This is a genomic window from Pedobacter insulae (assembly GCF_900113525.1).
Taxonomy (GTDB): domain Bacteria; phylum Bacteroidota; class Bacteroidia; order Sphingobacteriales; family Sphingobacteriaceae; genus Pedobacter; species Pedobacter insulae.
The window spans coordinates 1-12,325 of sequence record NZ_FOPP01000009.1; the positions used below are offsets into that span (position 1 = coordinate 1).

Below are 12,325 nucleotides of genomic sequence, written 5' to 3' on the forward strand. Positions count from 1 at the left end.
TGGGGGTTATCCTAAAAGTGGCCACCTCTTTTTATCCAAAGTGGCCACATATTACGCTCCAAAGTGGTCATCTCATTTCGGTCAAAAGTGACCACTTGGCTTATTTTAAGGGGTTTTAAGCGTTATAAAGAGTGTTTTGAACTCCATGTATCGAGTTGAGGTCTAAAGTTGAAATCAAGTGCGTTAAATTGACTTAATTGGGCAAGCTTTATTCTTCTTGGATGTGTTGAATCTGGGACTTAGGTTCTGCAACCTTGGAGGTGATCTTATGCCCTTTTGCGAAGCAAAAGCATAGCGAGAGTATTGGATGTGGTATATGTTTTGGAAATCTATGGAAGATTTTTTGGTATGTGAGCATCAATCTGGATGCATCTAACGCAACTGCTCAAAGGGTATTCAAAAAGCTATGGTTTCTTTTGGGGTGGCCAGTTTGGAACGGAATATGGTGGCCACTTTTACCGAAATACACATTGCACCATCCAATGGATTTTTTTTCTGTACCCGAATTCTTGTTTCATGAATTAAATCAGAGATATAGGTGCTCTCTAAGGCTTTAAAAAACTCAACATTACTGCCATATTCATTAGCTAATTCCTTGAGTTTTTCTTTGCTTTCTAGGAACAAATACCAACACTCTTTTTTCTTTGAATGCCTGAAGTCAGTTCTAACCTCAACTTCGTCTTTTATGGGCATTAGAGACTTTGCAAAAAGTTTATCGAGAAATTCTGCAACAATGCCCTTAGCATTCCAAAATCTAATATCACCATCTTTACTATTCCAGTCGGGTTTAGGTACTACGAAAAGCGAGGAATGGAACCCAGTTATTTGAAGATATTCTTCCAAAAAATTTCGAATCTTTTCATCCTCAAAAGCATAGAAAGCTAGTAATACGAAATTGCTATGTATGGGTCTCGCATAGAATAATGGCCTAAACGCCCTGTTAACGCCCTTTTTTAAGTCATTATAAAACTTCTTTTGAGAACTATCAAAGTGCTCTTCAAGTCTATTGCTTATTCCTGAGTAGTAAGCGAAAACATATTCTGGTAGATGAACAAACACATCATCCTCTTTTCTCCAAAAGGAATCTTTTTTCTTCAACATAATTCCGCCAACAGAAAATAGATATTTAGCTTTTGCATCCGGATTAGCTACAATTTCAACGTCTTTGCCATGGCAGTTGTAATGAAGCTTATACGAAAAAGGTGGATTGTTTTCTCGCATAATTAGATCGCGAAAAATTAATACAAGGGCCTCTAGTAAGTTTGATTTTCCTGTTCCATTCTTTCCAATAGTAACTAAAATATCATTTGTATTCTCTTTAAGGTCAAGTTGAAAATCTTTTAAGTTTTTAAACTTTCCAATTTGCAAGTAATTAATTTTCATGATTTACTTTTTAGAGAAATTATACTTTCTGGAACTTCTTCATCTAGTTTTGTAAGATCCCAAGTTATTGTCTTTGCAACTTTGTGCTTAATTGCTTCATAAAAAGAGTCAATGTCTTTACTGTATTTAGATGTTTTCCACACTTCCCTTGCAGGTATTTGTGCGGAAGCTTGAGTTAAAACATCCTCTATATCCAGCTTTGACGTCTCTGTAACAGCTTTTTTCATAATAGTTTTTGCTTTTGATCGATCTTTATTCTCCAAAGTTCGATTGAATTCTAATTGGCTTTTTTCATCATAGATATTTTCCATAATCTTTTCCAACATCAAATTATTTTGATATTTAGTTAAATTGTCAGCTTCAAAAACATTTTGTAGTATTGATTTTTCAAGTTCCTCAAATGTTTCAATTGCCTCATTATATTGGTTTTGTATCTTGGTCACTGTACTTAGCAAGACGTGCGCTTGTTTTATAATCTCCTTCTGTTCAGCTAAATCCGGAACTTTCAAAACGATGCTTCTCAATTCTGCTTGAGTAATATTTTTCATTGATTCTTGCGATCCTGTTGCATAATTCTCAATTTGTTCTCTTCCCTGAGTACTCTGGAGGAATAGTAAAACAAACTGATCTAATACTTTAGTTCTGTCAAACGAAATACGAAGAATCTTGTCGCTTAGCATTATTTTTTTTGAAACCTTGCCAACTATAGCGCAGGCACCCACCAACTCTTTTGTGTTAGCGCGGGTTATTAAAAAGTCGCCGGAGTTAATAAATAATTCAGCATTGACCTTCTCTTTATCTATACAAGTCTTACTTTCATTTTCTTTATAGCCGTCAAAAGAAACTGAGCTAATTTTTGAAACACCAATTTCATCCTCGACTGGTGGTCTTTCCAAACAACGAAAACTTTTCCCTGATTTAATCTCTGTTATAACCGTTCCTAACGATACGGAATCTTCAGGATAAGTGACATTGTGAGCCATTCTCCAATTTGAAGTAAGCTCACCAGAAACTGCGCTTTCAAATATGGCCTTTTTAAAATCCTTGATAATTTCAGCAATAGGCTTATCATTAGAACCTTTCACTTTATTGCCAATCAATGCTGATTGAATGGCATTTTTCTGACTGTTCAAGATTGACGCATTTTCATCTATTTTGATTTTAAGATCTTCGACAATATTTCGCTGATTTGAAAGGGACACATAGGGAATTTCCAATCCAAAAAACAATTCAGAATTTACATGAGGTATTCCACCACCAGTTACATTACCATTTATAAATTCATATCTTGATTTAATAAAGTAGTATAAATATTCTGTATCGATCCCCACAGGAGTCAATTTCATTAAGGTTGATCCGATTATCCCATATCTGCTCTGCAATGCTAAACCACTTCTTGATCCGTCCCATACTACAAGTACATCGTTTTCTGTAGCAAGATTTCCTAATTCCTTGAATGTAAATTCATTATTATTTCCTGTTGTCAAGCTGTTTATGTCCAAATAGGGTACACTTTCGTCAAATGGTTTGCTTTTAAGCACAGCGGGCTTGACTCCTTTTTGACTGAGAGTCACGTGGCGAAGTGGTATTGTAAGAAATGTCTTGCTCATAGCGATTTCTTATTAGAATTAATGATTTTCTTTAATTTTTGTAAATCAGCCAATTGTTGCTTAAAATTCTCTATCAAATTTTCTACATAAACAGCAGGCTCTTCTAATTTTTTAGGCTGGTATAGTTTATTAAAAGACAAATCAAAATTTCTTTTTTTAATATCCTCTAATGAGTAACGCTCAAATTTTGCATTCGCATTTCTTTTGCTATATCCGTTAGGATCTTTTCCGTAACATTTAACAAAATCTTCGAAATGCTTTTCATATGTTAACGGCCTTGAAGATTTAGTCACATCTGGAAAGTCAGTTCTTGCATCATAAATCCAAGTTTGATTGGTAGCTTGTCCTTTTTGTAAAAAAACAACGCTAGCTTTTACTCCTGCAGCATAGGGAGCAAAAGTTCCTTTGGGTAGTCTTAAAATTGTATGTATGTTACAATTACCTTCTTCGATTAAAAACTGCCAGACCTCCCTAGCTTTAGTATCTACTAATGCACCATCTGGAAGAACAATAGCAGCCCTACCATTAGGTCTTAAGAGGTCGTAAATATGTTGTATAAAGTTTAATTGAATGTTAGTGGTCTCTACTGGAAAATTTCGTTGTTTTGGTGGCCCTGAGATTCCTCGTGTACCAAAAGGTGGGTTTGTTAAAATGCAATTAATCGTTTCTTTTTTGATTTCGGTATTATAAATAGAATCACCTAATGTCAGATTTGCTTGAACCCCATGCAAAAAAAGGTTCATCAGGGCTAACCTATAAGGTCTTACAACAAGTTCTTGCCCATAATATGATGTATTACGTACTTTATTCCAATTAGCTGGGGATAAGTTATTCTTTGCCCAATCAACGGCTACTGTAAGAAATCCGCCCGTACCACATGCGGTATCCCCGATGCGAAAATCTTCTTCATCGGAAGGATTTGGTTTCATTACATTAACAATAGCTTGGATTAACGGTCGGGGCGTAAAAAATTGACCCGCTCCTTTTTTACCTTCATTAGCAGTCTTTTCAAGTAAGCCTTCAAAAGCTTCACCTTGGACATCCTTATTTAGCTTTGTCCAACCCACGCTCTCAATACCGTCAATTATTTTTTTAAGACTATCAGGATTTTTTATTTTAGAAATTGGTTCTTGAAATATTTCTCCCAGGATTCCTTTTTCTTTTTTTAGTCGTTGTAATACAAATTCATAGTGATCCTTCAATTCGCTACCACTTTTCGGCAATAAAGTCTGCCATTGGCATGTTTTAGGTACGGTAATGCCATTTTCATCAGCCATTTTTAAAAATAGAAGGTATGTAAGTTGTTCGATATAGTCCACGTAATCAACACCATCATGTCTCAATATGTGACAATACGACCAAAGCTTAGCTGTAATATCCATGTAGTTATTTTATTGTGTTTAAATCTTTTCTAGTAGTTCCTTTTTTACGAATTTGTAAGCATCAGTGATCTTATAAGATAACCCAGGCCTTAAAAGACCAACCATATCTCCTAAGAAATCCTGATCTAATATTTTCTTTTCCATGTTTTCCAGAAATTCTTTCTGTGTTACGCTATTGTCCTCTTCGTTCATATAAAAGTTCCATGCTCCAATAATTGCATTTGGATCAACATTGCCTTGTTTCATTGCAAACCACATATCAAATAAATCTCTTCCTTTTCTTCTCTGATAGAGGGCACGCATCTTCGTGCCTAATAACTCTGCTAACTGATAAGATGGTATTAGAACCTCTCCAGTGTACCATTCGGATTCCATTACGTACTTTACTTCCTGGATGCCGTAAAAGGTATGATGTTCCCTGCAATTCACTTCAACTTTCAATCTTAGTGGTATCCCTCCTTCAGAGTCAAAGCGATATACCATTGTGTTATTATGTTGTTTCTGTTTTCGTATTGGTTTATCACCCAAAAAAGATAATACGTCGCGAAGCTTATCCATAACTGGTCCGAATGGTTCTGCTGTAATTTGTACTAAATCTATATCTTCAGAATACCTTGCAGCTGGTGATAGATACAGTTTGTGTAAAGCAGTCCCTCCCCGAAAAGCCAACCTTTCTTTTAAATACTGATCACCGTAGATTGCCATTAATGCCCGCTCAATCACTAGATCTTGTTCCACCTGAAAATCTTCCTGCCAGGGAGCTTTTTTACGCCACGCAGTTATATATGCTTGAGGAATCATAAATCAGTTTCTATATCTACATTTTGAACAACTTTCCAATCATTACCGGTAATCATCTCAGGCTTTTCTTTTTGTGGTCTTAATAGTACAGGAAAATAGTTCACCGTTTTTAAATAATCTTTTATAGGTTCGCTTAAATCTGGCATATTTAAGATCTCTTCAAGCAGAAAACCCAAACGTTGAACCGCAGTTATAGGAGAATACCGTTTCGCTAGGTCAAGCATTTTATTGGGATCAATGCTTTCACAAAGCTCTTCCAGCACTGTAGCCACCCTGTTGAGACCACCCGCCTGATCAAAATAATATACTAAGTCCAATGCAGTTAATTCCGGCGATGATACGTTCATATATCCAGTATCAACTTTTTTTTGAACTATATCAGCTCTGTCCCATTCCTTCTTTATATAGAAGTTTAATTTCAGGTTGTCGTTATTAATATTGCGCAAACTTGGCTTCATTGTGATCACTGAAAAAGTTTGTGGTTGCTGGTGTGCAGCTCCATAATAGGTGGCTGCATTTAACAATCCTACGTAATAATCTCTCTCTAAAAACTTCATCAAATCTGCGACAAAAAGCGATGGTGGGAGTATGCCTTTACTCCGATACTCGGGAGTAATAATGACATAGAATTCATTTCTTATTAAGGCAATTTCTTTCTTTTTCTTAAGTCGTTGTAATGCTTTTTTAATTGCCTCATCGGATTGTTCAAAGCGGCTTCGTACTTCAGGTAATGAAAAAGAATACTTTCCATTGGAACGTAGTTCACTTATAAAATCCTCTAAATAACCGTATTGGCCTATCATTTAAGTTTCTGTTTGATTAAAGGGACGATGTTTGTCCCCCTTTGCAGATATAAACTTAAAAAATATTCTGGTAATTACTAATTATTTAATCAATTTCTTATCTTTGCCTTGACATGGAAATGCAAAAGTTCTTAGACAAGATGTGAAAATTTTGAGCAGGCTAAAAGCTCAGATAATGCATAATGGTTCTTATTCGGCTTAATTTTAACCAATCGCGTCATTCGTGGCGCCAAGGTTTAAGCTAGAAATAAAGTAGTTGATATACAGTAGGTTACGAGCTATGTTCGATTCCCCTACGGGCTACGATAAGGGAAAGAGGTTCAAAAAGAACATCTTTCCCTTTTTTATTTTCATCTAACTTGCTGTTAATCAACAGTATTAAGTCCACTACTGTATTAGATTTAGGAGTTCGATAAATTTCTCCGTCGAACTGAAGTTTGTTAGGATACAGACAGCAGATAATTCTACGCTTATCAGCTACATTGGCATTAATATACAACTCGTCAAGCTTAGAAAGTTCTTTTAAAACTTTGTTTACCAGTTTTTCGATTCCCATCCTGACAAGTGGCTGAGCGGAAACACGGGCCATTTTAGCCTCTAAGCGGCGTATTTTATCTTCACAGTCAGCTTTTATGGCTCTATAGTCAGATGGATCAATATCACTACTTAAAAGTAATTCCCTCGCTTTGCTTACTTTAGCGTTTAAACTTTCAATATCAACTAGAATCGCTTTTTTATCGGTTAGGTCATTTTGAGTTCGAGATTTATAAACTTTGGTTATAACCAATTTTAACAATTCAGTAGCCGCAGGTTTAACTGTAACTTCCTTTAATTGCCTCAAAAAAAGATCGTTCGCATCCAAGGCATTAAAACGTGTACCGCATTCACTTATACAGTGGTAGTAGTAGTAATGTTTGTATTTGCCTTTCGATTTGCTGCCAGTTAACATGCGGTGGCATTGTGGGCAATGGATCAAGCCTCTAAGCGGCAGATGATCTAAAGAAACTTCCTTTAAAGCCTTCTTTCTTTTTCTCCCTTCCAGAACATCTTGAACATCGTAGAATAATGTTTCGGTAATTAACGCCTCATGCTGACCATCTACAATAGCAAGGTCTTCGTCTTTATGTTGGGGGATAGTTATTTTCCCACAGTAGACAGGATTTCTAATTAACCGCCAGAAATTCATACGAGGACATCTCAGCCCCTTTTGATTTGCCATTTTACGAATTTGATCAGCACCGTAATTATTTTTGACAATTTCTTTAAACACCCATTTCATTAGTCCAGCTTGCGGTTCGTGTGGTGCGATGTACTTTTTGCCGTCAGCAGTAATGAAATTTCTGTAACCGAGCGGAGCGGTAGACATCCAACGACCTTCTTTTTTCGCCCTGCGCATTCCGTTAAATGTATTTAATGCCCTACGGTCATTCTCTACTTCAGGAGCAGCGAGGTAAAATGCCAGCATCATCTTGTTTTCTGGTACAGATAAATCAAGCGGTTGTTCTACGGCCTGCGGTTCCACACCATATTTCCTTAGTATGGCAATCATGCCATAGGCATCTCCAGTATTCCTGCTAAACCGATCCCATTTTGTAAAAAGGATCAAACTACGTTTGCCTTTATATCTCTTAATATCGGCTAATAATTTGATCCACTCGGGGCGATTGAAAGTCTTAGCCGAATGATCTTCAAAAATTACTTTGTTGATTGCAATACAATTAATATCGCAATACTTCCTTAATCGTTCTTCCTGGTCACGCTGGGAATAGCCTTTGTCGGCCTGCTCATCCGTACTTACACGGATATACAAATCTGCTGTTTTCATATTTTACTATTTTCGGTATCAACTATCTGATTTACAGATAATTTAACTAAAAAATACAGCAATTCCAAGACTTTTTTTGCTTCTTCTCGATCCATCTTGATGCCGTTTTTAGCAAGCATTTCAATAGCAGTTTCAGGCTTAATCATTTCGAGGTTATAATGTTCTATTTCCATAGGCAGTCGTTCAATTGGTCTAAATGCCAAATCTCGTAGGACTATTTTAGAAGAAATCCCATTATAGGTCTATATTGGGAAAAGTTGGACAGGATTCTCATACTTTGATTAAAATGATGTAATTTGATATATGGATGAAATTATTATCAAGAAAGATCGGGATGAAGAAATTTGGAACAGAGATCTAATCCTTTTGATTCGGGATTCGTTAAAAGATGAATTTCCAAATATCTCAGTATTTAAAGGGAAAGTACTTAAAGATATTTTCCTGTACAATGACGATAAATTTGGCTACTCTCTACAATTGGGTTTTGTGGATCAGGACATCGTTATCTATGATCAGACAATGGATATATCAGATTTTAAGGCGGTAAAGAATATTTTTTTGCATAACATAAAAGATAACAGAGATACCTTAGTGATACCTAAAATTATTATAGAGCTTAAATATGATGGTATTACCTCACATGGGTTAATCACTTACTCAAATTATGCCGCCGATATAAAATCGATATTTCCACAATGCAAGTATTTTCTTGCCCTGAAATATCAAAAAGGTAGCTCTATTAACAAGCTATTTAGGCACGGAAGATTCTTTGATAAGATTATTTTTTTCAATGACCTAAAATCACCAGGCAAGTATTTTGAGGGGACTTTCGAGAGTGATTTAATTGCAAACGAGGATTTAAAAGCAAGATATGATGAGTTTATTGAAGAAATTAAAAAGGAGCTCAGAACAAAGAAGACCCACTTTGTGAAATAGGTAAGTGTTATTTAAACTACTATATTAGCAATATTAAGACTACTATATGACTGATTTTAAGGGAGAAAAACTCATAAAGGATTTAAAAACCAAAAAGGTTTATGATTATATCGACACCGAAAACAATATAAATCAAATATCTAGGGAACTATTTTTAGATAAGGATATTGAGGTACACTACCCCAGAGCTTTTGACGGTGGCGCGAAGTATAAAAAAATAAAAACCTTTAAATATGTAGGATTTAAAGGAAAGTTGCCAGTTGGTGTTTATAAGTCGGATAGTTATGGCTGGGGGTTCACTAAAAACCTTTATCCATTTGCGGACTATCTTGATAATTCTATTGACATCGAAGAAATTATAATTGAAAAAGGTGGGAAAGCCGAAATTGATTTGGTGAACAAAAAATTATATCTGAATGAGAAAACACTGGAAGTACTGTTAAACTCATTCAAAAGCATCTTTAAGAAAAATAAGGCAGAAGTGGATTTTGTTTTACATGTAAATCTACACCAAATTTTCCCGGCGACTAATCCTAAACCTAATCAAACATACTTACCTGATGCATTGGCAAATTCCTTAGCAGCTTGGGGTAATAGTATTGACGAGTTTTCAGATGCAGATAAAAATGCAATCACAGAATTGTTTGACAAATTATCTCTAGGCACGGACTTCTTAACGAAGGAGGCATTGGCAAAAACCAAAGAAATAGTTGACAATAAATACATCCAGGAAACGCTTAAAAAGTATAAAGAGTTGATGTCATTAAAAACTGACGGTGAATCTTTAGAGAAACAGTGGCAAGAATTTTTAAAAGAAAACAGTTGGATATTTTCGTCGATATTTGCTCAACCTGTTATTCTTTTTCAAAGAGAGGCTTATGTCGGAGGCAAAACAGTAGATAATCAAAATGGAAAATTTAACGATTTTTTAATTAAAAACAGCTTAAGTGACAACGTATCATTTCTTGAATTAAAAACGCACAAGACTAAACTTTTGGAAAAAACAGCATACAGAGGTACAGATGTTTTTAGCGTTACAAAAGAATTGTCTGGTTGCATTGCTCAAGTATTAAATCAACGAGATAATTTTCAAAAAGAATTTTATGCGACTAAAGCAAAAAGCAAGTCAAAGGGCAATTTTGAGACATTTAATTCAAAATGTGTAGTGTTAATTGGCTCCGTAAAAGACCTTTCTGAAGAACAGAAATATTCTTTTGAATTGTTTAGAAGCAATAGCAGAGATGTTGAAATTATAACCTTCGATGAATTACAGACCAAAATCGAGAGTTTGGAGGGTGTAAAATAAACTGTGTCAGAATAGTTAATTATTAACTTAGAGACACAGTTTATAAAATGAGAAAAGATGAGCAGCTCGATTATGAGCAAATGAAGCAAAAGGCCCTTGAGCAATTGCGTTCGGGCAAATCCTTGTACGGTAAGGACGGAGCTTTTGCTCCCTTACTAAAAAGTTTTTTAGACTCTGCATTAGAAGCGGAGCTTGAAAGCCATTTAGATTCTGAGGAACGCCTTTCAGGCAACCGTAAAAATGGGAAGACCAGTAAAGAAGTACGTACTTCCTCTGGTACCATTACCATAGACACTCCAAGAGATCGGAGCGCTACCTTTGAACCTGAGCTGATCCGCAAACGAGAGACGATTCTTGCAGAAAGCCTGGAAACTAAGATCATTGGCATGTATGGTCTTGGAATGAGCCTTAGGGATATTTCCAAGCACATCAAGGATATGTACGATACAGATATCAGTCACACGACTTTATCGGCCATTACAGACAAGATTATTCCAGAAGTAAAAGAATGGCAATCCCGACCATTGGAGGATCTCTACACCATCGTATGGCTGGATGCAATGCATTACAAAGTCAAGGAGGATCATCGAATGATCTCACATGCAGTTTACAATATTATTGGCATAGATCGCCACGGCTATAAGACGTTTTTAGGGATGTATGTTTCTCAAAATGAAGGCGCCAATTTTTGGCTATCTGTGCTCACTGATTTACAGAACAGGGGTGTAAAAGATATTCTGATTGCCTGCATTGACAACCTGAATGGCTTTCCAGCTGCTATAAATACGGTATTCCCTCAAACAGAGATTCAGACCTGTGTGGTACATCAAATCCGCAACAGTTTGAAATACGTAGCCTCTAAAGACCAGAAAGCATTTATGGCTGACCTGAAGCCTGTTTATAAAGCGGATACACTTGAACAGGCAGAACTTAGAATGGATGATCTGGAGGCTAAATGGGGTAAGAAATATGAAAAGGTGATTGAGTCCTGGAGGAATAATTGGCCAAAATTGACCAGCTACTTTCGATATGATGCTCCTATTCGAAGGTTGATTTATACCACCAATACCATTGAAGGATTTCACCGACAGGTTCGAAAGGTTACTAAAACCAAGGGAGCATTTACTTCTGATATGGCACTACTAAAATTAATCTATCTGGCTCATAATAACATCAGCCAAAAGTGGACAATGCCATTAAGTAATTGGGGTGTTACGGCACAAAAACTTGCCATTTGGTTTCCTGATCGGATGGTATTAGATTTGAACTAAAATGAACAAGGCAGTAACTCTAACGAATCACCGCCCTGACACAGTTTATTTTACATACCCAGAGTTTGCAAAAGGTTATGAGTAAAAAATAGAATTTCTCAGCTATTCTTATCAGGATCATCATAATCAATATCTCTATCTTCATCATCCCATTTATCATGGAGCTTATCCAGCGCATCCAGCATTTTTTCCGGCAGATCACTATTGCCACTGATCAGTTTCAAGGTATTAAAATCGATCCCGTCCGGCAGGTTGGTTTCCAATCCGCCTTTAAGCTTTTCAAATAATTCTTCTTCGGTATAGGCCTTACCCGTTTCAGGATTAGGTGGCATTCCAATTTGCTTTACCATTTTTACTACCTCTATAAAATCGGCATTGCTTCCGGTAAAGGTGAGTTTAGTTTTAGGTACTTCATCACCTGCAAGCAAGGAGGCTTCAAACTCATTTTCCAGATGATCTTTTAAAAGTTCCATAGCCCTGATTTTAGCAAAAGCATAATCAAAGCCAGTAGAAAAAGAACGGTCACTGTAAAAGAAAACCGGATCAATATCTATTGCCATATCTCGCTTCGTAAACCGATCGTCCACATTACGGACGAAATACTTGGTATCTAGGGAGTCCAAATCTTCTTTGTAATAATCGAACAGATGTTCGTTGCGGCGAAAGTAATCTTCAATCTCATCTACCTCATCAATCAGGTACTCTTTATCTTCCGCCGTATGGTGAGCGGGACGGAAAACCTCTGTATTGTAAACCTCGCACATAAAAATCATCCTGCCCATTACAACAGGTTTCACATACTTGAAAAAGTATATCTCTTCTGATCTCTTTTTGAATGGATGATCTGAAATATAGGCTTTGAGTTCCTCCAGATATACATCTATGATTTCGATCGAAATTTTTGCCCACTCGTCCGATTTTGGATAATCCAGCCGAATGTTTAGCAACTCCTCATCCATTCGGTTAATGAGTATCTGGCAATATGATTTCATTTCTTCTATAACTATA

At 36.2% G+C, this 12,325-nt stretch carries 11 protein-coding genes; 3 read left to right on the forward strand and 8 right to left on the reverse strand.

What is annotated here, in order from left to right:
- Positions 1 to 396: 396 nt before the first annotated feature.
- The 7 genes from BM207_RS14460 to BM207_RS19135 all read right to left on the reverse strand — a co-directional run bounded on the left by BM207_RS14460 (position 397) and on the right by BM207_RS19135 (position 7,977).
- Complete coding sequence (locus BM207_RS14460; protein ID WP_090995744.1) at positions 397 to 1,383, reverse strand: AAA family ATPase; 987 nt, start codon at positions 1,381 to 1,383, stop codon at positions 397 to 399.
- Entirely contained in the window at positions 1,380 to 2,993 is a 1,614-nt protein-coding gene (locus BM207_RS14465; RefSeq protein WP_090995747.1) for a restriction endonuclease subunit S, read from the reverse strand. Before BM207_RS14465 ends, BM207_RS14460 begins: the two co-directional genes overlap by 4 nt.
- Positions 2,990 to 4,375 (reverse strand): class I SAM-dependent DNA methyltransferase, encoded by a 1,386-nt coding sequence (locus BM207_RS14470; RefSeq protein WP_090995750.1) that lies wholly within the window; start codon positions 4,373 to 4,375, stop codon positions 2,990 to 2,992. The genes BM207_RS14465 and BM207_RS14470 overlap by 4 nt, the downstream gene beginning before the upstream one ends.
- A gap of 18 nt (positions 4,376 to 4,393) precedes the next feature.
- Positions 4,394 to 5,176 carry a nucleotidyl transferase AbiEii/AbiGii toxin family protein gene (locus tag BM207_RS14475; protein WP_090995753.1) on the reverse strand — a complete coding sequence of 261 codons (783 nt, stop codon included), beginning with the start codon at positions 5,174 to 5,176 and terminating at the stop codon, positions 4,394 to 4,396.
- The gene (locus tag BM207_RS14480; RefSeq protein WP_090995756.1) at positions 5,173 to 5,979 is read right to left on the reverse strand and encodes a type IV toxin-antitoxin system AbiEi family antitoxin domain-containing protein; all 807 of its coding nucleotides are present in this window, start codon (positions 5,977 to 5,979) and stop codon (positions 5,173 to 5,175) included. The genes BM207_RS14475 and BM207_RS14480 overlap by 4 nt, the downstream gene beginning before the upstream one ends.
- Positions 5,980 to 6,250: 271 nt before the next feature.
- The gene (locus BM207_RS14485; RefSeq protein WP_090995759.1) at positions 6,251 to 7,804 is read right to left on the reverse strand and encodes a recombinase family protein; all 1,554 of its coding nucleotides are present in this window, start codon (positions 7,802 to 7,804) and stop codon (positions 6,251 to 6,253) included.
- Positions 7,801 to 7,977, reverse strand: a complete 177-nt coding sequence (locus BM207_RS19135; protein WP_177217132.1) for a hypothetical protein — start codon at positions 7,975 to 7,977, stop codon at positions 7,801 to 7,803. The genes BM207_RS14485 and BM207_RS19135 overlap by 4 nt, the downstream gene beginning before the upstream one ends.
- Before the next feature lie 130 nt (positions 7,978 to 8,107).
- On the opposite strand from BM207_RS19135, the gene BM207_RS14490 reads away from it, so the two are divergent.
- Genes BM207_RS14490 through BM207_RS14500 form a run of 3 tightly spaced genes read left to right on the forward strand, consistent with a single transcriptional unit; the run spans position 8,108 to position 11,317 of the window.
- Positions 8,108 to 8,740 (forward strand): hypothetical protein, encoded by a 633-nt coding sequence (locus tag BM207_RS14490; protein WP_090995762.1) that lies wholly within the window; start codon positions 8,108 to 8,110, stop codon positions 8,738 to 8,740.
- 46 nt (positions 8,741 to 8,786) lie between these two features.
- On the forward strand, positions 8,787 to 10,046 hold the full coding sequence (locus tag BM207_RS14495; RefSeq protein WP_090995766.1) for a Shedu immune nuclease family protein: 1,260 nt from the start codon (positions 8,787 to 8,789) through the stop codon (positions 10,044 to 10,046).
- 47 nt (positions 10,047 to 10,093) lie between these two features.
- On the forward strand, positions 10,094 to 11,317 hold the full coding sequence (locus BM207_RS14500) for an IS256 family transposase (RefSeq protein ID WP_090995769.1): 1,224 nt from the start codon (positions 10,094 to 10,096) through the stop codon (positions 11,315 to 11,317).
- A gap of 98 nt (positions 11,318 to 11,415) precedes the next feature.
- Here the strand turns inward: BM207_RS14500 and BM207_RS14505 are convergent, their stop codons facing one another.
- Entirely contained in the window at positions 11,416 to 12,309 is an 894-nt protein-coding gene (locus tag BM207_RS14505) for an RteC domain-containing protein (protein ID WP_090995772.1), read from the reverse strand.
- Positions 12,310 to 12,325 lie beyond the last annotated feature (16 nt).